This window comes from Bradyrhizobium sp. WYCCWR 13022 (genome assembly GCF_030435535.1).
Taxonomy (GTDB): Bacteria; Pseudomonadota; Alphaproteobacteria; order Rhizobiales; family Xanthobacteraceae; genus Bradyrhizobium.
On sequence record NZ_JAUIZJ010000023.1, the window covers coordinates 54,391 to 76,115 of the forward strand.

Annotated in this window: 20 protein-coding genes; 8 read left to right on the forward strand and 12 right to left on the reverse strand. The window is 63.1% G+C overall.

Annotation, left to right across the window (positions count from 1 at the left end; translation table 11 throughout):
- Positions 1–3 precede the first annotated feature (3 nt).
- Together QY049_RS27240 and QY049_RS27245 are read right to left on the reverse strand one after the other, a co-directional pair.
- Complete coding sequence (locus QY049_RS27240; protein WP_258765068.1) at positions 4–1,512, reverse strand: metallophosphoesterase; 1,509 nt, start codon at positions 1,510–1,512, stop codon at positions 4–6.
- Positions 1,513–1,789: 277 nt separating this feature from the next.
- Entirely contained in the window at positions 1,790–1,993 is a 204-nt protein-coding gene (locus QY049_RS27245) for a hypothetical protein (RefSeq protein WP_194479484.1), read from the reverse strand.
- A gap of 203 nt (positions 1,994–2,196) precedes the next feature.
- On the opposite strand from QY049_RS27245, the gene QY049_RS27250 reads away from it, so the two are divergent.
- Positions 2,197–3,570, forward strand: a complete 1,374-nt coding sequence (locus QY049_RS27250) for a M17 family metallopeptidase (protein ID WP_258765067.1) — start codon at positions 2,197–2,199, stop codon at positions 3,568–3,570.
- Positions 3,563–4,405, forward strand: a complete 843-nt coding sequence (locus QY049_RS27255; protein ID WP_258765066.1) for a C40 family peptidase — start codon at positions 3,563–3,565, stop codon at positions 4,403–4,405. The genes QY049_RS27250 and QY049_RS27255 overlap by 8 nt, the downstream gene beginning before the upstream one ends.
- A gap of 27 nt (positions 4,406–4,432) precedes the next feature.
- Here the strand turns inward: QY049_RS27255 and QY049_RS27260 are convergent, their stop codons facing one another.
- Positions 4,433–4,879 carry an SgcJ/EcaC family oxidoreductase gene (locus QY049_RS27260; protein ID WP_258765065.1) on the reverse strand — a complete coding sequence of 149 codons (447 nt, stop codon included), beginning with the start codon at positions 4,877–4,879 and terminating at the stop codon, positions 4,433–4,435.
- A gap of 112 nt (positions 4,880–4,991) precedes the next feature.
- Positions 4,992–5,303: an NIPSNAP family protein gene (locus QY049_RS27265; RefSeq protein ID WP_194479480.1), complete on the reverse strand. Its 312-nt coding sequence runs from the start codon at positions 5,301–5,303 to the stop codon at positions 4,992–4,994.
- 610 nt (positions 5,304–5,913) lie between these two features.
- Here QY049_RS27265 and QY049_RS27270 point away from each other — a divergent pair.
- On the forward strand, positions 5,914–6,465 hold the full coding sequence (locus QY049_RS27270) for an NYN domain-containing protein (RefSeq protein WP_258766874.1): 552 nt from the start codon (positions 5,914–5,916) through the stop codon (positions 6,463–6,465).
- Positions 6,466–6,581: 116 nt separating this feature from the next.
- Here the strand turns inward: QY049_RS27270 and QY049_RS27275 are convergent, their stop codons facing one another.
- The gene (locus QY049_RS27275; protein WP_258765064.1) at positions 6,582–6,893 is read right to left on the reverse strand and encodes a hypothetical protein; all 312 of its coding nucleotides are present in this window, start codon (positions 6,891–6,893) and stop codon (positions 6,582–6,584) included.
- A gap of 348 nt (positions 6,894–7,241) precedes the next feature.
- Here QY049_RS27275 and QY049_RS27280 point away from each other — a divergent pair, with 348 nt between their 5' ends.
- Both QY049_RS27280 and QY049_RS27285 read left to right on the forward strand, forming a co-directional pair.
- Positions 7,242–7,676, forward strand: coding sequence for a nuclear transport factor 2 family protein (locus tag QY049_RS27280; RefSeq protein ID WP_258765063.1), 435 nt, complete (start codon positions 7,242–7,244; stop codon positions 7,674–7,676).
- Between the two features lie 212 nt (positions 7,677–7,888).
- Complete coding sequence (locus QY049_RS27285) at positions 7,889–8,887, forward strand: ABC transporter substrate-binding protein (protein WP_194479477.1); 999 nt, start codon at positions 7,889–7,891, stop codon at positions 8,885–8,887.
- A 72-nt stretch (positions 8,888–8,959) separates the two neighbouring features.
- On the opposite strand, the gene QY049_RS27290 is transcribed toward QY049_RS27285, so the two are convergent.
- From QY049_RS27290 to QY049_RS27315, 6 genes are all read right to left on the reverse strand, one after another.
- Positions 8,960–10,597, reverse strand: coding sequence for an ABC transporter ATP-binding protein (locus QY049_RS27290; RefSeq protein ID WP_258765062.1), 1,638 nt, complete (start codon positions 10,595–10,597; stop codon positions 8,960–8,962).
- A 7-nt stretch (positions 10,598–10,604) separates the two neighbouring features.
- A complete protein-coding gene (locus tag QY049_RS27295) occupies positions 10,605–11,783 on the reverse strand; it encodes an ABC transporter permease (protein ID WP_258765061.1) in 1,179 nt (392 codons plus the stop codon).
- Positions 11,783–12,892 (reverse strand): microcin C ABC transporter permease YejB, encoded by a 1,110-nt coding sequence (locus QY049_RS27300; RefSeq protein WP_194479474.1) that lies wholly within the window; start codon positions 12,890–12,892, stop codon positions 11,783–11,785. The genes QY049_RS27295 and QY049_RS27300 overlap by 1 nt, the downstream gene beginning before the upstream one ends.
- Before the next feature lie 2 nt (positions 12,893–12,894).
- Positions 12,895–14,781 carry an extracellular solute-binding protein gene (locus QY049_RS27305; RefSeq protein ID WP_258765060.1) on the reverse strand — a complete coding sequence of 629 codons (1,887 nt, stop codon included), beginning with the start codon at positions 14,779–14,781 and terminating at the stop codon, positions 12,895–12,897.
- A gap of 14 nt (positions 14,782–14,795) precedes the next feature.
- Positions 14,796–16,691, reverse strand: coding sequence for an extracellular solute-binding protein (locus QY049_RS27310; protein WP_258765059.1), 1,896 nt, complete (start codon positions 16,689–16,691; stop codon positions 14,796–14,798).
- A 235-nt stretch (positions 16,692–16,926) separates the two neighbouring features.
- Positions 16,927–17,481, reverse strand: a complete 555-nt coding sequence (locus QY049_RS27315; protein WP_194479471.1) for a cytochrome c family protein — start codon at positions 17,479–17,481, stop codon at positions 16,927–16,929.
- Between the two features lie 247 nt (positions 17,482–17,728).
- Here QY049_RS27315 and QY049_RS27320 point away from each other — a divergent pair, with 247 nt between their 5' ends.
- Both QY049_RS27320 and QY049_RS27325 read left to right on the forward strand, forming a co-directional pair.
- On the forward strand, positions 17,729–18,469 hold the full coding sequence (locus QY049_RS27320; RefSeq protein ID WP_258765058.1) for a 3-deoxy-manno-octulosonate cytidylyltransferase: 741 nt from the start codon (positions 17,729–17,731) through the stop codon (positions 18,467–18,469).
- Between the two features lie 22 nt (positions 18,470–18,491).
- Complete coding sequence (locus tag QY049_RS27325; RefSeq protein ID WP_258765057.1) at positions 18,492–19,352, forward strand: prephenate dehydratase; 861 nt, start codon at positions 18,492–18,494, stop codon at positions 19,350–19,352.
- Between the two features lie 46 nt (positions 19,353–19,398).
- Here the strand turns inward: QY049_RS27325 and QY049_RS27330 are convergent, their stop codons facing one another.
- On the reverse strand, positions 19,399–20,412 hold the full coding sequence (locus QY049_RS27330) for an LLM class flavin-dependent oxidoreductase (RefSeq protein ID WP_258765056.1): 1,014 nt from the start codon (positions 20,410–20,412) through the stop codon (positions 19,399–19,401).
- A 392-nt stretch (positions 20,413–20,804) separates the two neighbouring features.
- Here QY049_RS27330 and metF point away from each other — a divergent pair, with 392 nt between their 5' ends.
- The gene (gene metF / locus QY049_RS27335; RefSeq protein WP_258765055.1) at positions 20,805–21,725 is read left to right on the forward strand and encodes a methylenetetrahydrofolate reductase [NAD(P)H]; all 921 of its coding nucleotides are present in this window, start codon (positions 20,805–20,807) and stop codon (positions 21,723–21,725) included.

Below are 21,725 nucleotides of genomic sequence, written 5' to 3' on the forward strand. Positions count from 1 at the left end.
CGGTTAACGCAGCTCACCGCGGCCTTGCGACGACATCGGCCCACCCAGCCCAAGGTCGAGGCCGAGCCGCTTCACCTGATCGTCCAGGTCCCGCAGCCGCTGTAACCGCTGGTGCCCCCTCCCCGTGACGTCCACGGCCGCGCGCGGCAGCATCGGCCACCGGCGCGACAGGTCGTCACGATTGACCAGGCGGTCGGCGCGGAGCTCGTCGAGCGTGGCGCTGTCGATGCCGAGCATGTCGGCCGATTGCCCGATCAGCTGGCGCAGCAGCGCCCTCACCTCCGCCAGCACCGCGACATCGGCCATCGACGCCGACCTTGCGAACCTGCCCTCGAGATCGGCGAAGGTGTGGGACGTGACGAGATAGGTATAGAGACCGTCCGTCCAGCTCTGTTCGCTGTCATCGTAGAACGCCGGCCGCGACAGCAACCGGCGGACGAGCTGCAAGACCTGGTCCCGCTTCAGCGACGTGCATGAGGCGATCTCGATCGCCGACTGGATGGCGGGATCGCGGGACAGATCCCGCCCGACTGGAAGGCTGATGCTCCCGCCAGGCAGATTCGAATCGAGCGGCCTGAAGCCACCATCGTTGCGCGGCCGCGAATAGCGGGCGATCGTGAATCGATGCTCTAGCCGGCGGGCCTCGGATGCCGGGCCGAAATGGATGATGTTGAATCCGGCATCGTCGCCGCCCTGCCCGGTGGAGGATGGGCAGGACAGCACATAGATCGTGCGCCAGAACTCCTCGCCGCTGCTGCGGGACGCACGTGGATCGGGAATCGAGTAGCGGGTGAGCCCCTCGACATGGCGATGTCCGTGCAGGACCATGGTGACGTTGAGCGAAGTGGCCGCTTCGAGAAAGGTCGCGGGTGCGGCGAGATACATCAGTGGCTCGTCCGGGACGCCGAGAAAGCGTTTGCCCTCGCCGGTCGCCTGCGGCAGCGGATGATGATGCAGCGCCAGCACGCGCACCAGATTGTCCATGGGCTCGAAATAATCGGCGCGTCCGGTCGAACCGGTGGTCCCCGCGAGCTCGACGCTCAGCCGGGCGGACCGCGCGACCATCGCATGGTAGGCCCGCTCATCGAAGGTACCGTCGGCGAGCGTCGTCAGGCTTGCGCCGTTGGAATCGAGCAGCACCAGATCGAGACCGGCCTGGCGGTAATAGACGCTCTTCGAAGTCCGCGGCAGATGCAGATAGTCATAGACATCGTACCGGCCGTTGCGCTGGCCCGGACGCTTGACGTCGTGATTGCCGGCGACCGCCTGGATGTCGGTGAACAGGCCGGTCTGCCGGAGGGAGGCGATGACCGCGAGCGCCTCGTCGAGCGCACGCGGCGTCGGCTCGTTCACGAGATCTCCCGTGATCAGCAGGATGCGGTCGGCCACGTCAGCGAAGGCCGCCATCCGCTCGCGCAAGGCCGCGGTGAGGGTCTCGATCGTCGCAAGCAGCCGGCCGGACCCGTCCAGATGCAGGTCGGAGATCTGCGCAATGACAAACGATCTATCCATTTTGCGCCGCTCATTGCGAATGCTGCGTCGCCCAAACGATTGAGAGAAATGCCTTCGACGAAGAGTTCAGGCAGGTGACAACCCGGATCGCCATCGTCAGGGATTCAGCGGCGCCCTTGCGCTCGACTGGTGCAGGGACGCGCGGAACAACCTAGAAATATTGGTCAATAATGCCACAACCGAAGCGCTAGTAAAGTCCCGCGGCTGCGCAGCCGCGAACGGGAGTTCTCAAATGACGCACGAGCGCCGTCCCGCGGACGGTTTTCGCGGAGATCAATCAATATTCGACGGCGAGACGTTTGCGGATTTCGTCGATACGCTTGTCGAGCGCGTCGAACCGCGCATGGATCGAACGGTCATGGAGATAGAAGACGTAGCCGCCGGCGAGAAACGCAAAAACCCAGTGATGATGCTCGACATAGCCAAGGACCGCCTCGACGGCCTGGCCGAGGAATGTGAATATGCTCCACACAAATTCCATTTGCGTTTCCTCCCAGCACGCTTCGTCTCCGGTCGCCGGCGTTCTCTGCGCACGTGACAACCCGCCCGGCAACCGCTGCCGGAACCTAGCATGGCTCCTGGCCTGCGAGTAGCTGCTCAGCCGGCGGTGACCGCAAAGCCGATTGCAGCAACGGCCAAACTCTGCAAAGTCTCCTCCAACCGAATGACCTTGCGGACCCGCCAATGCCTTCCGTCTTCGAGACGTCCTCGACAGCCACCCCGATCACCTTCGTCACCAAATCGAGCTGGGAGGGCGTACGCGAGACACTTCCGCCGGCACAACGCCAGTTCGCCACAGCGAGCGCCTTCACCGCCAAGCCGGGCGGCTATCTCGCGCTGCCCGCCGCCGACGGTACGATCGCGCAGGTGCTGTTCGGCCTCGAGGATGAGGGCGCCAGATCGCGTGATCCATTCCGGCCGGGCGCCCTGCCCGGCTTGCTGCCGCCGGGGACCTATCGCTTTGCCAATGCACCGCACGACACACGGCTGGCGGCGCTCGCCTTTGCATTGGGATGCTACCGCTTCGCCCGCTACCGCAAGGCTGACAAGCCCGACGTCCGCCTGGTGCCGCCTGAAGGCGTCGACGCCGCCGAGATCGACCGGATGGCCGATGCCGCGATGCTGGCACGCGATCTCATCAACACTCCGTCCAACGACATGGGACCGGAGGAACTGGCCGCCGCCGCGCAAGCGCTCGCAACCGAGTTCGGCGCGAGCTACGTCTGCACCATCGGCGAGGAGCTGGAGACGAACTTCCCGCTGATCCATGCGGTGGGCATGGCCTCCAGCCGCGCGCCGCGGCTGATCGACATCGGCTGGGGCGACCCTGATCATCCCAAGGTGACGCTGGTCGGCAAGGGCGTCTGCTTCGACACCGGCGGGCTCGACCTGAAGCCGTCGAGCGGCATGCTGATCATGAAGAAGGACATGGGCGGCGCCGCCAACGTGCTGGCGCTGGCGCGCATGGTGATGGATGCGAAGCTGAAGGTGCGGCTGCGCGTGCTGATTCCGGCCGTTGAGAACGCGGTTGCCGGCAATGCCTTCCGCCCGCTCGACATCTTCACCTCGCGCAAGGGCATCACGGTCGAGATCGGAAATACCGATGCGGAGGGGCGGCTGGTGCTCGCCGACGCGCTGGCGCTGGCCGACGAGGAGAAACCCGAGCTGCTGATCGATCTGGGCACGCTGACCGGCGCTGCGCGCGTCGCGCTGGGGCCGGATTTACCGCCCTTTTACACCAATGATGAGACGCTGGCCGCCGACGTCGCGCGTTGCGCCGTGAAGGAGAACGATCCGTTGTGGCGCATGCCGCTGTGGCCGCCTTACGATGCCTGGCTGGACTCCAAGACGGCCACCATCACCAACGCACCGTCCGGCGGCTTTGCCGGCTCGATCACTTGCGCGCTGTTCCTGCAACGCTTCGTCGAGCAGGCCAGGAGCTGGCTGCATGTCGACATCTATGGCTGGACGCCAGCGGCGAAGCCGGCGCGGCCCGAGGGCGGCGAATGCCAGGCCGCCCGCGCCATCTACAAGGTGCTGAGCGAGCGCTATGCATGATATCAGGCTGACACCGGCACGCGGCGACCTCGCCGCCAAATATCTCGAAGGCAAGGTGCAGGCCGATCGCTTCGTCACCGGCGAGGAATTCGAGGTGATCGCGCCGATTGCGCCGGTTCGCGAGCAGCCGTCCTCGAACACGATGCTGATGACGGAAGCGCTGCGCGGCGAGCGCGTGACGATCTACGACCGCAACGGCGAAGGCTGGGCCTGGGGCCAACTCGGCGGCGACGGCTATGTCGGCTGGCTGCCCGAGGCCGCACTGATGAAGCCGGCGGCGGCACCGACGCACAAGGTCAGCGCGCTTCGCACGCTCGTCTTCCCCGGGCCTTCGATCAAGCTGCCGCCCGATAACACACTGGTGCTGGGATCGAAGCTGACGATCGCGCGCGAGGACGGCCCTTTCGCCATCACGCGCGAGGGCACGTTCGTGCCGAACGTCCATCTTTCGCCGCTCGACCATCGCGAGCCTGATTTCGTCGCGGTCGCCGAGCGCTTCGTCGGCACGCCCTATCTCTGGGGCGGCAAGAGCAGCCTCGGCATCGATTGCTCCGGCCTCGTCCAGGTCTCGCTGACCGCGGCGGGCATTGGCTGCCCGCGCGACAGCGACATGCAGCAGGCCGGCCTCGGCCGCGCGCTGGAGCCGCACGAGCGCAGCAGCTTGCTGCGCGGCGACCTGATCTTCTGGAAGGGCCATGTCGCCATCGTCCGCGACGGCAACACCATGGTTCACGCCAACGCGCATCACATGGCAACGGTGATCGAGCCGATCGCGCCGGCGATCGCGCGGATCAAGGTCACCGGCAGCGAGATCGTCGCGATCAAGCGGCTCTAGCTCGCCTCGCCGACAAGGCATCGCACGTCAGTGCGGCCGAGGTGACGAGTGGTGATGCCCGATTTTCCAAACCCCCTCACGTTTGAACAGCGCGAAGGTGTATCGGGCGGGGATCGACGTCGTCTGCCCATCCTTGGGCACCGAAAACTCGTAAAAGCCGGCAATCGCGACCGCATCGGGTGACAGTTCGATTGCCGACCAGTCCTGAAGCTTCACTTGCGCCTTGCTCGCAGCAACAGCCTTGAAATAGCCGGTGATCGCCGAGGCACCTGTCGTCAGTTGTTTCCCGAACGTTCCGATGACGATTGCATCCGGTGCGTAATTCGAAGCCGTCTGCTCCGCATCGAGAGCGTTGAAGTCAGACGACCATTTCTCGACGATCGCGTAGGCGTCTTCTTTTGGGCCAGCAAGAACCGGCGTTGCAACCAATAGGGCAAGCCCACTCATCACCCGAAACGCGATATCGCGCATCATTCCCCCCTCGAACTTGAATGGAAGGGACAGCCTGTCGCGCAAAACGTCTGCGATCTCGAAACAGTCAAAGGCGCACTCGAAAAGAGCGCGCCAAGCCGCTGACCAGGTTACGCTAGATCTCGATTTCGAACGCCGTATTGGCGCGCACCCATTCCGCTTGACCTGCCTTCAGCCGTTTGGCTTGCCATTCCATGGTTGCCGGATCGGCTGCGATTGCGGACATGCAACGCCCATAGGTCTCGAAGCTCTCGAACCGAACGACAAAAACGAGATTTCCAATCTCACCGCCCACCACGGACCAGTAGCTCACTTCAGCTCCATGCTTTCTCCAAAGAGCTGCTGCTTCCTTGGATATTTGCATGATGGTCTCGAGACTGCTGCCGGGCCTTGGCTTTGAAACATACTGGACGACGACTGCAGGCATGTATCCCTCCTGAAAAAAATATCAGAATACGATCCACTTCCTCGGAGCCACCAAAGACAAGGCGCAAACGTGCTCGTGATTTAGCTGGCGGCAGTCCGGCACCTGATTGTTTTTATAGTACCAGACTTTGTTATCGGGAATAATCGGTAACTGAGTTTGACGCATTCAGCCGGGGTAGGGCCTCTTATACGCTGTATGCGTATTGGGGGTTCTGGTTGTCCCGCGCGACAGCGACAGGCACTTCGGGCCGCCATAGGCAGAAGCTCGCATGCGCGCTGCGTGATCAGATCGTCGAACGGCCAGCGACTTCTCCCCGGGCCTCTTGGTGCGACGTAACGTCACGCACTTTGATGTTTGAAACTTGAAGGACTAAAATCTAAGTTTTTCCTATTACCAAATGCCCGCCGCACTCAATTCCGTGCGGGCTGGACTCGCAAGCGGAAAACACATTAGCGTGTTGCTATTGCTTGCGGTGGCGAACTGCGCGCGACCTGATGCGTCGTGGATGGTGCCGAACTTTCAGATTGGCCGCGAATTGCGGCTCCCGCCTCACACTAAGATTTTCGCAATGCGCATCGGCAATCGATCCGCAAGGTCAGAGCATCGCCTCATGTCATCAACAACAGCAAGCAGCATGGCTCTGTTTATCGACGGCGAAAATCTCTTCGCGACTGCAAAAGCGCTCGGCTTCGATGTCGATTACAAGCGACTTCTGGAGGAATTTCGGAGCCGCGGGGCGCTCCTACGTGCGTATTATTACACCACCATCATCGATGATCAGGATCAGTTCTCGTCAATGCGCCCGCTGATCGACTGGTTGGACTACAATGGCTACACGGTCGTCACCAAGCCGGCCAGGCAATTCATCGACGCCAACGAACGTCGTAAAATCAAAGGCAGCATGGACATCGAACTTGCCGTGCATGCGATGGAGCTTGCCGAGCGTCTCGACCAAATGGTGCTATTTTCCGGTAACGGGACTTTCCGTCCGCTGGTCGAGGCAGTGCAGCGATGCGGGATCCACGTCACTGTGGTGTCCACGATCGCCAGCCAGCCGCCGATGATTGCCGATGAGCTTCGCCGGCAGGCCGATGTCTTCATTGACCTAGCCGAACTGCGGCCCAGCATAGCCCGAGAGCTTCGTCGATCGTCAACCACCTGAGATGCGCCCCCGGACATGGGCGGGTTAACTGGGCCGGATCTTGCCGCTCCGCTGCGACGCGACAAATATCCGCTGCGCGCGCCTTGGCAGAGCGCACGCGCTGGGCCAAACGATTGCTAGATGCTCCGCGAGAGAACCTTTTCGCGCAATCGATGACAAAAATCCTCAAGCACCGTCTGCAAATTCTCACAGCTCACGAGCAACCGCTCCGCCTGTTCGCGCTCCGTGGTGCCGAAGGCGTGACCGTTGCGTTGGTCCCTGATGCGATGCAACCGGTCACGGCATTCTGCTGCCCTTGTCTCGGCAAACTCCAGGTGCTCCAGATCATGCGTGAGCTTATCCAGCTCAGCGATCAGCAACTTCGTGATATTCGTTCGTTTATCAGCCGTCAGATCGCTGTCGTTCAGAAGGCCGATAAAATGATCCACGTTGGCTTTCGCGATAAATCGGTGCACCGGACACCCCGAATCCACGCTCGGCAGCAGTTTGGAAGATGACAGTGCACAACGGTCGCCCGGCCGGTCGGCGGACCGTGGCTTCAAATTGTCCCGCTGAACTCTCGTTGCCCAATGATCGGCAATAGTAGGGAGGCTCGGAAAACGCTGAATTTGATCTGGATCAAGGAATTTGGTCCCGGACCACAGGCCCCGAGCCCGGCACCGCCGCTCTCAGCCCGAGCGAGCTTCCCCCGGTCGATCTCAAGTGGTTGCGGCCGATCGAAACTTGCCGATAGTTTGATCTCCACCCGGCAAGAGCAACTGCTCAGGAGGAGCGTCATGACATTCAGGATCATCCTTCCTGTCGCTTGCCTACTGATAGCGGCTCCCGCGACCGCCTCTGCTCAAGACAAGCCCGAGGCTCCCCCCACCGCCGAGATGCAGAAGCGCTTCTCTGAAGCCTATAACCACGGCGATGTCGATGCCATGGCAGCCGCTTTCACCGATAATGCCGTGCGGGTAACACCCTCTGGAATTTTCGAGGGACGCGACGCCATTCGAGGTAGCTTCCAGGAAGCGTTGAAGCTTGGTCTGCATGACCATTCAGCCAAGATTCTCGTTTCGCGTTCGGAAGGAGCCTTCCTCTTCAACGCCGGGACCTGGCAGGCGAAGCTCGGCGACCAGCCTTTCCACGGATACTACAGCGCAATCATCGTGCAGCAGGATGGTCAGCCCAGAATACTGGAAGAGACTGTTACGGTCGCAGCCCCTTGAGCAGCTCCAGGCTTTCCTCCGATAACATCGGTTCGTGGAAGAGCAGCGGCGTCTCGTGGAGCCGCAAGCGACAACTAAAGTATGAAAGCGTGCCCCTCGCTTCCGGTCCTCCGGACGGTCATCTTCAGACCGGTCCGCCACGTCGCAAGAGAACCACAACCCGGCTCATGCACCGCAGCAGAAGGCCTCATCGTCCAGAGCGGAAGTGAGCCATGCTGATATGGAAGTGTCGCTGGCAGGAGGGAGCCGTGCCCCGATCTTCAACACGTCGCACCTTTCTTACGATGTCCTTTTCGGCTGCTATTGCCGCCGCGACAAATGCCGATCCATCGCGGCCATGGCGCGTCGGACTGGTCACCTCGGGGAAAGGCGATCGGGTTCTCGGATGGTTCAGAGAAGCTTTCAAAGCCAAGGGATATCAGGAGGGAAAGGACCTGATCATAGAATTCCGCGAGGCGAATGGCAGCTACTCACTGCTGCCGAATCTCGTGGCGGAAGTCGTTGCGCTCGAGCCAGACGTCATCATTGCTGAAGCGACGCCTGCAATTGCGGCGGCGCAGCGAGCGACCTCGACGATTCCGATCATCATGTCGCCGTCCACCGATCCCGTCGGCTCCGGCTTCGTCAAGAGCTTCGCCAAGCCGGGCGGCAATATCACGGGAATAGCGAACATGTTCGCTGATCTCACGGCGAAGATGCTGGACGTCATTCGCCTTCTCTTCCCCAAAGTGCGGAAAATCGGTGTGCTCGCTTCAAACAATCCGACACACGTGGCGGCGTTTGAAACGGCGGCCAGGGCGGCGGATTCCATCGGCGTTTCGGCCCAACGATTCGTTGCGCCCAACCCGGAGGATCTCGACAAGACATTCGCCAGCATGCAAGCGGCGGATTGCGAAGTCGTCTACGTGCTTGCAGACCCGATCCGCCCGGCATTGCCGTCGATCGCGCTCAAATACGGGATGCCCACGGTCTATCAGATCACCAGCTACCCGGACCGCGGAGGGTTGATGGCCTATGGGCCGGAGATCAAGGCTTTATTCGTGCTGGCGGCTGACTACGTGGATCGGATCTTGAAAGGCGCAAATCCAGCGGACTTGCCGGTTGAACAGCCGACGAAATTCGAGCTCGTGATCAATCTCCAAACGGCCAAAGCGCTGCATTTGGCCGTTCCGGAACGAGTGCTCTTGTTGGCGGACAGGGTGATCGGGTAGAGATCGTTTCGGGACGGCCGAAAGTCCTCGCGCTTCGTCGGACAAGTCGCCGACCCCGAATGACCGGAAAAGCTACGTCGCCACCGCGCCGTTGCCCGCCGTCTCCAGCCGGAACGCCGCAGCGAACAGCGCGCGGGTGTAATCCGTCTTCGGGTTCTTGAAGAGCTCGGCGGCCTGGCCTTCCTCGACGACCTTGCCGCCGCGCATCACGATGAGATGGCTGGCGAGCGAGGCGACGACGCGCAGATCGTGCGAGATGAACATGTAGGTGAGATCACGCTTGCGCTGGAGCTCGCGCAACAGCTCCACCATCTGCGCCTGGAACAGCATGTCGAGCGCGCTGGTCGGCTCGTCCAGCACGACGAAATCGGGCTCCAGCACGACGGCGCGCGCGATCGAGATGCGCTGGCGCTGGCCGCCCGAGAATTCGTGCGGATAGCGGTAGCGGGTATCCGGCTTCAGCCCGACATCCTCGAGCGCCTTGACGACACGCGCCTCGCGCTCCTCGCGCGACAGCTTCGGCTGATGCACCGAGAGGCCCTCGGCGATGATGTCGGCTACCGACATGCGCGGGCTGAGCGAGCCGAACGGATCCTGGAACACGATCTGCATGTCGCGCCGGAAGGGTCGCATTTCCTTGAAGCGCAGGCCCTGGATGTCCTTGCCGAGAAACACGATGCGGCCGTTCGACGAGATCAGTCGCAGCAGCGCCAGCCCGAGCGTGGTCTTGCCCGAGCCGGATTCGCCGACCACACCGAGCGTCTCGCCCTTGCGCACGGCAACGCTGACGCCGTCGACCGCCTTGATGTGACCGACCGTCTTGCGCATCAGGCCGCGCTTGATCGGAAACCACACCTTCAGGTCATCGGCCGCCATCACCACCGGCGCGTTCGGCTGCGGCGGCGCCGGATCCGGCTTCGGCTCGGCCGCGAGCAGATCGCGCGTATAGGGATGTTTCGGGGTGTTGAAGACCTGCTCGACCGGCCCCTGCTCGACGATCTCGCCACCCTTCATCACACAAACGGTGTCGGCGATGCGGCGCACGATGCCGAGATCGTGGGTGATGAAGAGCAGGCTCATGCCGAGCCGGGCGCGGATCTCGGCGAGCAGCGCCAGAATCTGCGCCTGCACGGTGACGTCGAGTGCCGTGGTCGGCTCGTCCGCGATCAGCAGATCCGGCTCGTTGGCGAGCGCCATCGCGATCATCACCCGCTGACGCTGGCCGCCGGAGAGCTGGTGCGGATAGCTCTTCAGCCGCGTCTCCGGCTCGGGAATGCCGACCTGCGTCAGCAATTCCAGCGTCCGCTCGCGTGCCTTCGCATTGCTGGTCGGATTGTGCAGCTGGATGATCTCGCCGATCTGCGCCTCGATCGTGTGCAGCGGATTGAGCGAGGTCATCGGCTCCTGGAAGATGATCGAGATGTCGCTGCCGCGGATCTCCCGCATCTCGCGCTCGGACCGGTCGATCAGTTCCTGACCCTTGAAGCGGATGCTGCCCGAGGGATGCGACGCGCTCGGATAAGGCAGCAGCTTCAGGATCGAGAGCGCGCTGACCGACTTGCCCGAGCCGGATTCGCCGACCAGCGCCACGCATTCGCCGCGCCTGATCTGGAACGAGACCTTGTCGACCGCCAGCGTGGTGTTGCCGCCCTGATGGAAGGCCACCGAGAGGTTGCGCACGGCCAGCAATGGCTGGTTGATCGCGTCCATCACGCCCTCACTTGAACGTCTTGCGCGGGTCGAAGGCGTCGCGCACGGCCTCGCCGATGAAGATCAGCAGCGACAGCATGATCGCGACCGAGAAGAAGCCGGTAAAGCCTAGCCACGGCGCCTGCACGTTGGATTTGCCCTGAGACAGGAGCTCGCCGAGCGACGGCGATCCCGGTGGCAGGCCGAAGCCGAGGAAGTCCAGCGCCGTCAGCGTCATCACGGAGGACGACACGATGAACGGCAGGAACGTCATGGTCGCGACCATCGCGTTCGGCAGCAGGTGCCGGAACATGATGACCGCGTTCGACACGCCGAGCGCTCGCGCCGCCTGGATGTATTCGAAATTGCGCCCGCGCAGGAACTCCGCGCGCACCAGACCGACCAGCGACACCCATGAGAACAGCAGCAAGATCCCGAGCAGCACGAAGAAGCCGGGCACCAGCACCGACGACAGGATCAGCAGCAGATAGAGCGAGGGGATCGCGGTCCATATCTCGATGAAGCGCTGGAAGGTCAGGTCGATCCAGCCGCCGAAGTAGCCCTGGATGCCGCCGGCGGCGACGCCGACGATCGAGGAGACGATGGTCAGGCAAAGGCCGAACAGCACCGAGATGCGGAAGCCGTAGATCAGCCGCGCCACGACGTCGCGGCCCTGGTCGTCGGTGCCGAGCCAGTTGTATTCGAGATCCCGGCAGCTCTTCAGGCCCTTCTTCTCGACGACCGGCTTGCACTGCGCTTCCGTCAGCATCCAGGTCGGCGGCGACGGCGCCGGCGTCGGCAGGTCGAGATTGTGGGTGTCGTAGGAGTAGCGGATCAGCGGCCAGACGATGCTGCCGCCCTTGTCCTTGATCAGCTTCTGCAGATAGGGATCGCGATAGTCGGCCGCGGTCTCGAAGTCGCCGCCGAAGGTCGTCTCGGAATAGGTGACGAAGGCCGGCCAGTAGAGGTGGCCGTCATATTTGATCAGGAACGGCCGATCGTTCGCGATCAGCTCGGCGAACAGCGACACCACGAACAGGACCATGAAGATCCAGAACGACCAGTAGCCGCGCCGGTTCGCCCTGAAGTTTTCCCAGCGGCGCCTGTTGAGCGGCGACGGCGCGAACGGCTTGCGCGTGGCCGGCACGGCTTCGCCGAGCGGCGACGTTGTCGTGGTCTCGATCGGAGTTGGGGCGGTCAGCGTCATCAGACCTCCCGCGCTTCGAAGTCGATCCGCGGATCGATCCACATATAGGTCAGATCGGAGATCAGATTGACCACGAGACCGACGAGCGAAAAGATGTAGAGCGTGCCGAACACCACGGGATAGTCGCGATTGAGGACGCTCTCGAAACTGAGCAGCCCGAGCCCGTCCAGCGAGAAGATGGTTTCGATCAGGAGCGAGCCGGAGAAGAAGGCGTGGATGAAGGCGCCCGGGAATCCCGCGATCACGATCAGCATCGCGTTGCGGAAGATGTGGCCGTAGAGCACCTGCCCCTCGCTGCAGCCCTTGGCGCGCGCGGTCATGACATACTGCTTGCGGATCTCGTCCAGGAACGAGTTCTTGGTCAGCAGCGTCATGGTGGCGAAAGCGCTCAGCCCCATCGAGACCAGCGGCAAGGTCAGATGCCAGAAATAGTCGATGATCTTCCAGTACCAGGGAAACTGCGACCAGCCGTCCGAGGTCAGGCCGCGCAACGGGAACAGGTTGAAGAAGGAGCCCCCGGCGAACAGGATGATCAGCAGGATCGCGAACAGGAAGCCCGGGATCGCGAAGCCGACGATGATCACCGCAGAGGTCCAGGTGTCGAAGCGCGTGCCGTCCTTGACCGCCTTGCGGATGCCGAGCGGGATCGAGATCAGATAGGTGATCAGCGTCAGCCAGATGCCGAGCGAGATCGAGACCGGCAGCTTTTCCTTGATCAGCTGGATCACGCTGACGTCGCGAAAATAGCTCTTGCCGAAATCGAAGCGCGCGAAATTCCACACCATCAGCGCGAAGCGCTCCGGCGCCGGCTTGTCGAAGCCGAACTGCACCTCGAGCTTCTTGATGAAATCGGGGTCGAGCCCCTGGGCGCCGCGATATTTCGAGTTGATGGCATCGCCGCCGGCGCCCAGCTGCCCGGGCGCACGTTGCGCAAAATCGCCCCCGCCCGAGATGCGGGAATTGCCGCCGGTATCGGCGCCGGACAGCTGCGCGATCACGCGCTCGACCGGACCGCCCGGCGCGAACTGCACGACGACGAAGGAGACGAAGAGAATCCCGAGCAGCGTCGGGATCATCAGGAGGATGCGGCGGGCGATATAGGCGCTCATGATTATTTCGCCTGCTCGATCTTGACGGCCTTGGCGCGGTCGTACCACCACAAGGTCCGCTCGCCGACGCCGCTCGCATAGTCGGAGAGCGCATATCGCGGCAGGTTCGCGGGATGGCTGAACTCGTCCCAATACGCCAGCCGGTGGCTGGTATTGTACCATTGCGGCACCCAGTAGCGGCCGGCACGGAAGACACGGTCGATCGCACGGCAGGCGACGGTGAGGTCATTGCGCGTCGCGGCCGCCATCGCCTTCTCGACCAGCGCATCGAGCGCGGGGCTGGAGGCGCCGGCAAGATTGTAGGACCCCTTCGTCGCCGCGGCCTGCGAGGTGAAGTAGGTGCGCAGGCTGTCGCCGGGCGTTGCCGACATCGACAGGCGGTTGATGGCCACGTCGAAATCGAAGGATTCGACCCGGGCGCGATACTGAACCGCATCGACGAGGCGCAAATTCGCGTCGACGCCCAGCATGTTCAGGTTCTTGAGGAACGAGGCATGGTGCGGCTGGAACGAGGCCTCGTCGGTCAGGAACTCGATGCCGAAGACCTCGCCGTTCGGCAACAGGCGCTTGCCGTCCTTCACCGGAAGCTGCGCCTCCTGGAGCAATTGCTGCGCCTTGCGAAGCAGCGCGCGATCCTGACCCGAGCCGTCGGACACCGGCGGCACGAACGGCTCGCCGAAGACTTCGTCAGGCACCTGGCCGCGGAACGGCTCCAGCAGCTTCAGCTCCTCAGGCGATGGCATCCCCTCGGCGACGAGATCGGAATTCTGGAACGGCGAGCGCGTGCGCGCATAGGCGCCGTACATGATGGTCTTGTTGGTCCATTCGAAATCGAACGCGTAGTTCAGCGCTTCGCGCACCTTCAAATTCTTGAACTTGTCCCGCCGCGTGTTGAGGAACCAGCCCTGGCCGCCCGACGGTGTCTGATCCGGCACCTCCTCGCGCTTGACGCGGCCGTCCTTGATGGCCGGGAAGTCGTAACGCGTCGCCCAGATGCGTGAGGTGAACTCCTCGCGATAGAGATAGTTCTTGCCGGTGAAGCCTTCGAAGGCGACGTCGCGGTCGCGGTAGAATTCGTAGCGGATCACGTCGAAATTGTTGCTGCCGCGGCAGACCGGCAGGTCCGCGCCCCACCAATCCCTGACGCGCTCGAACTCGATGAAGCGGTTGATCTCGAACTTTCCGACCTTGTACGGGCCCGAACCCAGCGGCGCGTCCGTGGTGGTCTCGTCGAAGACACGGCTCGCGTAATAGGCCTTGGAGAAGATCGGCAGGCCCGCCACGTAGAGCGGCACGTCGCGCGCGCGCTTCTCGGCGAAATTCACGACCACCGTGGCATCGTCGAGCGCCTCGGCGCCCTTGACGTCGCGCATCTGGATCTGGATGAGCGGATGCCCCTTGTCCTTCAGCACGTTGATCGAGAACGCGGCGTCGTGCGCGGTCAGCTTCGTGCCGTCATGAAACTTCGCCTCGGGTCGCATCGTGAAGCGATAAGCGAGCTTGTCGGGCGAGATCTGCACCGACTTCGCGGCGAAGCCGTACATCGCGTCGGGCTCGTCGCCGGCATGCGCCATCAGCGTGACGAAGGTCAGATCCATGCCTTGCGCGCCCTCGCCCTTCAGGACGAAGGCATTGAGCGAATTGAAGGTGAAATAGGACTGATTGTAGCCGCGCACCGAGGGGATCAGCGAGAAGGTGCCGCCCTTCGGCGCATCGGGATTGACGTAGTCGAAACGACGGAAGTCGGCGGGATATTTGAGATCGCCGAACGCCGAGATGCCGTGGACCTCGGGCGACCCCTCGGACGCCGACGCGCCGCGGAGCACGGCCGCGCCGAATGCACCGCCGACACCCAAAGCCAGCACATGCCGGCGTGAAAGCTGCGCCATGCGCAATTGCTTCCTCAAGAGCGTTTTCCGATCCGCGCCGCCTTCTCAGCGTCGTACCACCACAGCGTCGGCAGGCCGGACCGGCCGTATTTCGGCAGCGGATCGGCATGGCTGAAGCGGTCCCAGCGGGCGTAGCGCGAGAAGCCGTAGGTGAATTGCGGGACGAGGTAGAAATTCCACAGCAGCACGCGATCGAGCGCATGGGTCGCCGCGACCAGTTCGCCGCGGTTCTTGGCGTAGATCACCCTCTCGATCAGGGCATCGACCGCGGGATTCTTGATGCCGATGGTGTTGCGCGCACCCGGCATGTCGGCGGCCTGCGAGCCCCAGAACTCGCGCTGCTCGTTGCCGGGCGAAAGCGATTCGCCCCACTGATCGATGATCATGTCGAAGTCGAAGCTGCGCAGCCGGTTCTGGTATTGCGCATCGTCGACGACGCGGATCGAGGCGCTGATGCCGATGCGCTCGAGCGACGGCTTGTAGAACAGGGCGATGCGCTCCGACGACGGATCCTGCACCAGGATCTCGACCGTGAGCGGCTTGCCGGTGCCATCCACCAGCTTGTGGTCTTTGACTTCGAAGCCGGCCTCTTTCAGCAGCTTCGCCGCCTCGCGCAGATTGGCGCGCACGGTTTCCGGACTGCCGCCGACCGGATTCTGGTAGGCCGTGGTGAAGACTTCCGGCGGCACCTTGTCCTTCACCGCCTGAAGGATCTCCAGCTCCTGCCCCTGCGGCAGGCCTGACGACGCGAGCTCCGTTCCCTCGAAATAGCTGCCGATGCGCTTGTACTGACCGTAGAAGAGCTGCTTGTTCATCTCCTCGAAGTCGAAGGCGTAGTTGAAGGCACGGCGCAGCCGCGCATCCTTGAACTGATCGCGGCGGATGTTGAAGGCGAAGGCCTGCATCCGGCCGGAATCGTTGATCGGGAATTCTTCCTTGAGCACGCGCTTCTCGGCCACCGCCGGGAAATCATAGGCCGTGGCCCACTGCTTGGCGGAATTTTCCGCGATCCAGTCGGCCTGGTCGGCCTTGAAGGCTTCCAGCGCAACGAGGTTGTCGCGGAAGAACTCGAACCGCAGTTCGTCGAAATTGTTGGTGCCGATCTGGCTCGGGACATTGGCGCCCCAATAGTCCTTCACCCGCTCGAGCTTGATCGAACGTCCGGCCACGAATTCCTTGATCTTGTACGGGCCGGAGCCGAGCGGCGGCTCGAGCGTGGTCGCGCCGATGTCGCGCTTGCGGCCCTGGGCGTCGGTGCCCTCCCACCAATGCTTCGGCAGCACGGTGAGTTCGCCAACGATGGTGGGCAATTCGCGATTGCCGGGCGCATCGAAGGTGAATTTCACGTCGCGCTCACCGCTCTTCTCCACCTTCGCGACATGGCGATAGTAGGAGGCGTACATCGGGCTCAGCTTCTTCAGGCTCTCCAGCGAGAAGACGACGTCCTCGGGCGTCACCGGCTTGCCGTCGTGCCAACGGGCTTCCTTGCGCAGGCGATAGATCACAAAGGAAAAGTCGTCGGGATGCTGCGCGGATTCGGCGAGCTCGCCATATTCGGTGGCGACCTCGTCCTGGGCGCGCGTCATCAACGTTTCGTAGATCAACGCCGCGGCCGGCGCGAGCGAGCCCTTGATGCCGGCGACCGCGATGTTGAAATTGTCGAACGTGCCGAGCGAGATCAGGCGCGCTGTGCCGCCCTTGGGGGCATCCGGATTGACGTAGTCGAAGCGCTTGAAGTCGGCGGGGTATTTGATGTCGCCGAACAGCGACAGGGCATGGCGCCAGGGGAGCTCACCGGCCGATTGCGCCTCGGCCGTGCCGACGACGGGAAGGCCCGCCGCAGAACCGAGAGCGGGAAGCGCAGCAACGGCTGCGCCGGTGAGCAGGAGATCGCGTCGGGTAATGGCCAAATCAACATCCCTGTCTTGAAGGAGGCTACTCCTTTAAGTTCCCAATATAGGCGAGGTTTCGACGGAATATGTTGCTTTTTCCTCATCTTGGAAGGCGGAGCGGCCTCTCGGATGCGGCCAAACGCCCCGATAACGACGCCGCGAGGCCCGGATACGGAAACGGCCAGGCTTTGAGGCCTGGCCGCATGTCAGAGATCGAGACCCAAGACCCTTAGAGAGCCTTATTTCGAGAGCCTTACTTCGCCGCGGTCGGCAGCGGCTTCGGGCTGTCGGAGAGACTGTTCAGATAGGCGATGACGTCCGCGCGCTCGCTGTCCTTCGGGATACCGGCGAAGCCCATCGCGGTGCCGGGGATGTCGCCCTTCGGATTGGCGATGAACTTGTTCAGCTCATCGATCGTCCAGGTGCCGCCCTTGGCCTTCATCGCAGCCGAGAAGTTGAAGCCGTTACGTCCCTCGCCGCGGTGATCGTCGACGATGCCATAGAGGTTCGGACCGACCCGGTTCGGGCCGCCCTTTTCGAAGGTGTGGCAGGCGCCGCACTTCTTGGCGGCAGCAGCGCCCTTCTCGACGGAGGCGGTCTGGAGCAGCTTTTCGATCGGCTCGGACGGGGCTGCGGCCGCGGCGGCGCCGCCCTTGTCACCGGCTTCTTCCTTCACGGCGATCTCGAAGCCCGGTTTTTCCGGCATCTTCGGCGAGAACAGCGCCTGGGCGGTGAAGCTCGTCACCAGCAGAATGAGACAGGTGCCGAGAACAGCACCGAGAATCTTATTGAGTTCGAAAGAGTCCATTTCCGGCCAGGCCCCACACCGCAAGAAGGATTAGGCGGCCGGGCGGCCGCCAGGACGAGCCTCGGGAGAATCAGACGTTCCTTATTGTTTCCCCGAGTTTTGCCATTCAGATATCGGTTTGCCCGGGGTCTGGCAACCCGTATAAGCGGTGCGGCTTTCAGCCCATCCCCACCCCATTTCCCGGTGCGGAAAACGCCCCGTTTCCAGGCTCTTGAACCCAGTCGCTTGAACCCAGTCGCTTGAACCAATGATCGATCCCCGCATCCTGGTGCTGATCCCGGCCCGCATGGCCGCCACCCGCCTGCCCGGCAAGCCGCTCGCCGATATCGCGGGCCTGCCGATGATCGTGCACGTGATGCGGCGAGCGGTCGCTGCCGGTATCGGCCGGGTTGCGGTGGCAACCGACACGGACGAAATCGCGTCCGTCGTGACCGCCCATGGCGGCGAGGCCGTGATGACCCGGCCCGAGCATCCGTCCGGCTCCGACCGCATCCACGAGGCCATGCGGAAGCTTGATCCTGACGCCAAGACCGAGATCGTGGTCAATCTCCAGGGCGATTTCCCGACCATCACGGTCGACAACATCCGCGAAGTGCTGCCGCCGCTGGAAGACCCCGCGGTGGACATCGCCACGCTGGCCTCGCAGATCCATACCGAGGAGGAGGACCTCGCCCCGAGCGTCGTGAAGGCGATTGGAACCTCACTCGGCGGCAGGCGCATGCGCGCACTTTATTTCACCCGCGCGACCGCGCCGACCGGTGACGGACCGCGCTACCACCATATCGGCCTCTACGCCTATCGTCGCGCCGCACTGGAGCGCTATGTCTCCTTGCCGCCCTCGCCGCTGGAATTGCAGGAGAAGCTCGAGCAGCTCCGGGCCCTGGAGGCCGGGATGCGCATCGACTTCACCATCGTCGATACCGTCCCCCGCGGGGTCGACACGCCGGCTGATCTCGAGACCGCCCGCGGCATCCTTTCCAAATCCTGAGCCGCTGCTACAAGGCACCGTCATGAGCAAGATGAAGATCGCATTCCAGGGCGAACCTGGCGCCAATTCCCATATCGCCATCGTCGAGGCCTATCCCGACGCCGAGCCGATGCCCTGCGCCACCTTCGAGGACGCGCTGTCGGCGATCTCCTCGGGCGAAGCCGATCTCGGCATGATCCCGATCGAGAATTCGGTCGCCGGCCGCGTCGCCGACATCCATCATCTGCTGCCGGCCTCCGGCCTCTTCATCATCGGCGAATGGTTCCTGCCGGTCCGCCATCAGCTGATGGCGATCAAGGGCACCAAACTGTCCGACATCAGGTCCGTCGAGAGCCATGTGCACGCGCTCGGCCAGTGCCGCCGCGTCATCCGCAAGCTCGGCATCAAGCCGATCGTGCACGCCGACACCGCCGGCAGCGCCCGCGACATCTCGGAGCGCAAGGACAAGACCGTCGCCGCGATCGCCTCGCGCCTCGCCGCGCAGATTTACGGCCTCGACATCCTCGCCGAGGACATCGAGGACGAGGCCCACAACACCACGCGCTTCGTGGTGCTGGCGCGCGAGCCGAAATGGGCGGCGCAGGGCTCCGGCCCGCTGGTCACCACTTTTGTATTTCGGGTGCGCAACCTGCCCGCCGCGCTCTACAAGGCGCTCGGCGGCTTTGCCACCAACGGCGTCAACATGACCAAGCTCGAAAGCTACATGGTCGACGGCAATTTCTTCGCCACGCAGTTCTATGCCGACGTCGACGGCCACCCCGACGACAAGGGCCTGGCGTTTGCGATCGAAGAGCTGAAATTCTTCTCGCGTGAATTCCGCATCGTCGGCGTATATCCGGGCCACCCGTTCCGCGCGACGTTCAACGAGACGCAGCAGGATTGATCTCGTCTCCCGGAGCCGCGAAGCGCGAGCAGGGGCACGAGGATTTTTACGCGGCTGCTTTAAGCTCAAACGCCTCGGCCAATAGCGAATACGACCTCTTGCGCGCCTCGTGGTCGTACACGGCCGTGATCACCATCAGTTCGTCCGGCTTGCTCGCCTCCAGCAGCGGCTGGAGCTTCTTTTGCACCGTGGACGGATTGCCGACGAACAGGCGCGAGCGGTTGCGCGCAATCGAGACCCGCTCGGAATCCGAGTAGGGATAAGCCAGCGCTTCCTCGACGCTCGGCAACGGCAGATATTGGCCGCGATCGCGGCGCAGGCGGTTGAGGTCGAACGAGGTCGCGAGCCTTTCAGCCTCCTCGTCCGTATCCGCCGTGATGACCGCAACCGCGAGGATCGCGTGCGCCGTCGCGCGCCAGGCCGACGGCTGGAAGCGGTTGCGATAGTGTACCATCGCGTCGATCGCATCGTGGGACGCAAAGTGATGGGCGAAGGCGAAGCCCATGCCGACCTGCGCGGCGAGCTCCGAAGAATAGTCGCTGGAGCCGAGCAGCCAGATCGGCGGTAATGGCGTGTCATCAGGCATCGCGACCACGTTGTGGTAAGGATGCCCCGAGGGAAATTCGCGCGTCTCCCACAGGATCAATTCGTGCAGCCGCTCCAGAAAATCGTCGCCCTCGCGGCGGTCGAGCCGGCTGCGCAGCGCGTAAGCCGTGGCACCGTCGGTGCCGGGCGCACGGCCAAGACCCAGGTCGATGCGGCCCGGAAACAGCGCCTCCAGCATCTTGAAGCGCTCGGCCACCACCAGCGGGGCGTGGTTGGGCAGCATGACGCCGCCGGAGCCGACGCGGATGTGCTTCGTCACCGCTGCGATCTGCCCGATCATCACGTCGGGCGCCGGGCTCGCCACGGAGGCGAGGTTATGATGCTCGGCAAGCCAGTAACGGACATAGCCGAGCCCGTCGACGTGGCGCGCCAGATCGATGCTGTTGCGCAGCGCCGCGGCGGGCTTTGTGCCTGTGGTGACGACCGAGAGGTCGAGGACTGAGAGCGGGATCATGGCGCGGTAACGTAATGGAGGGCCGCGCAGCGGCAATGGGTCATCAGCGCAGATCTGGCGTGTTCGGACCGAGACTTCAGGTAAAAGGCCGGGCTAGGATTGGGACGATCGAGCCCTTTGCAACATTAGATTCACCCTGCCCACACCAGAAAAAGGAACTTTGTTGGCCGTCAAAGTACAACTATATATCTGAATTTATTATATTAAATTTGATTTACGGACACCTCCCACCCAAAGCCTTCATACTGCACTATTAGCGCCAATTTCACCATAAGTGGGCTACTTCCCATCTCCGATGGGCTGTCGAGTAACCTGCCTTTGTCCTATCTTAGCCCCTCCAAAGATAGACGCCGGCCGCCAGACCTTGGCGCGCCCCTGGAGTGAGTGGTGCCATGACCGAGACGACGACGCCTGGCCATACCGACGGGCAAGACGGGCACCTGAAGCGGCCTGCGATCTCGTTCGAGTTCTTTCCGCCCAAGACGGAAGACATGGAGCGGAATCTCTGGGAGACCATCAACCGGCTCGCCCCGCTCGACCCCAAATTCGTCTCGGTAACCTACGGCGCCGGCGGCTCTACCCGCGAGCGTACCCACTCGACCATCGCCCGCATTCTCAAGGAGACCGCGCTGCTGCCGGCTGCGCACCTGACCTGCGTCGGGGCCTCGCGCGGCGAGATCGACGAGATCGTCGACCGCTATCACGAGGTCGGCGTCCGCCACATCGTGGCCTTGCGCGGCGATCCCGCCGGCGGCATCGGTACGCCCTACTCCAGCCACCCCGACGGCTACCAGAGCTCGGCCGACCTCGTCGCCGGAATCAAGAAGCGGCACGCCGATATCGAAGTGTCCGTATCCGCCTATCCTGAGAAGCACCCCGAGGCGCGCGACTTCGACGCCGATATCGACACGCTGAAGGCAAAAGTCGACGCCGGCGCAACGCGCGCGATCACCCAGGTCTTCTTCGATAACGACCTCTACTTCCGCTATCTCGACCGCGTCCGTGCGCGCGGCATCGACATCCCGATCGTGCCGGGCATCATGCCCATGCACAATTTCAAGCAGGCTCGCAATTTCGTCACCCGCGCCGGCACCACGGTGCCGGACTGGTTCGCCGCGAAGTTCGAAGGCCTCGATGACGACGCCGAGACCCGCAAGCTAGTGGCCGCCACGGTCGCAGCCGGCCAGGTGCAGAAACTGGCAAAACACGGCGTCGACACCTTCCATTTCTACACCATGAACCGCGCCGATCTCGTGTTCGCGATCAGCCATTTGCTCGGCATTCGCGCCAAGAGCGCGCAGAAGGCGGCCTAG

What these genes read in the sequence shown, in the direction of transcription:
- QY049_RS27240 (WP_258765068.1), bottom strand. Translation starts at nt 1,512, where the DNA reads ATGGATAGATCGTTTGTCATTGCGCAGATCTCCGACCTGCATCTGGAC.
- QY049_RS27245 (WP_194479484.1), bottom strand. Translation starts at nt 1,993, where the DNA reads ATGGAATTTGTGTGGAGCATATTCACATTCCTCGGCCAGGCCGTCGAG.
- QY049_RS27250 (WP_258765067.1), top strand. Translation starts at nt 2,197, where the DNA reads ATGCCTTCCGTCTTCGAGACGTCCTCGACAGCCACCCCGATCACCTTC.
- QY049_RS27255 (WP_258765066.1), top strand. Translation starts at nt 3,563, where the DNA reads ATGCATGATATCAGGCTGACACCGGCACGCGGCGACCTCGCCGCCAAA.
- QY049_RS27260 (WP_258765065.1), bottom strand. Translation starts at nt 4,879, where the DNA reads ATGATGCGCGATATCGCGTTTCGGGTGATGAGTGGGCTTGCCCTATTG.
- QY049_RS27265 (WP_194479480.1), bottom strand. Translation starts at nt 5,303, where the DNA reads ATGCCTGCAGTCGTCGTCCAGTATGTTTCAAAGCCAAGGCCCGGCAGC.
- QY049_RS27270 (WP_258766874.1), top strand. Translation starts at nt 5,914, where the DNA reads ATGTCATCAACAACAGCAAGCAGCATGGCTCTGTTTATCGACGGCGAA.
- QY049_RS27280 (WP_258765063.1), top strand. Translation starts at nt 7,242, where the DNA reads ATGACATTCAGGATCATCCTTCCTGTCGCTTGCCTACTGATAGCGGCT.
- QY049_RS27285 (WP_194479477.1), top strand. Translation starts at nt 7,889, where the DNA reads ATGCTGATATGGAAGTGTCGCTGGCAGGAGGGAGCCGTGCCCCGATCT.
- QY049_RS27290 (WP_258765062.1), bottom strand. Translation starts at nt 10,597, where the DNA reads ATGGACGCGATCAACCAGCCATTGCTGGCCGTGCGCAACCTCTCGGTG.
- QY049_RS27295 (WP_258765061.1), bottom strand. Translation starts at nt 11,783, where the DNA reads ATGACGCTGACCGCCCCAACTCCGATCGAGACCACGACAACGTCGCCG.
- QY049_RS27300 (WP_194479474.1), bottom strand. Translation starts at nt 12,892, where the DNA reads ATGAGCGCCTATATCGCCCGCCGCATCCTCCTGATGATCCCGACGCTG.
- QY049_RS27305 (WP_258765060.1), bottom strand. Translation starts at nt 14,781, where the DNA reads ATGGCGCAGCTTTCACGCCGGCATGTGCTGGCTTTGGGTGTCGGCGGT.
- QY049_RS27315 (WP_194479471.1), bottom strand. Translation starts at nt 17,481, where the DNA reads ATGGACTCTTTCGAACTCAATAAGATTCTCGGTGCTGTTCTCGGCACC.
- QY049_RS27320 (WP_258765058.1), top strand. Translation starts at nt 17,729, where the DNA reads ATGATCGATCCCCGCATCCTGGTGCTGATCCCGGCCCGCATGGCCGCC.
- QY049_RS27325 (WP_258765057.1), top strand. Translation starts at nt 18,492, where the DNA reads ATGAGCAAGATGAAGATCGCATTCCAGGGCGAACCTGGCGCCAATTCC.
- QY049_RS27330 (WP_258765056.1), bottom strand. Translation starts at nt 20,412, where the DNA reads ATGATCCCGCTCTCAGTCCTCGACCTCTCGGTCGTCACCACAGGCACA.
- metF (WP_258765055.1), top strand. Translation starts at nt 20,805, where the DNA reads ATGACCGAGACGACGACGCCTGGCCATACCGACGGGCAAGACGGGCAC.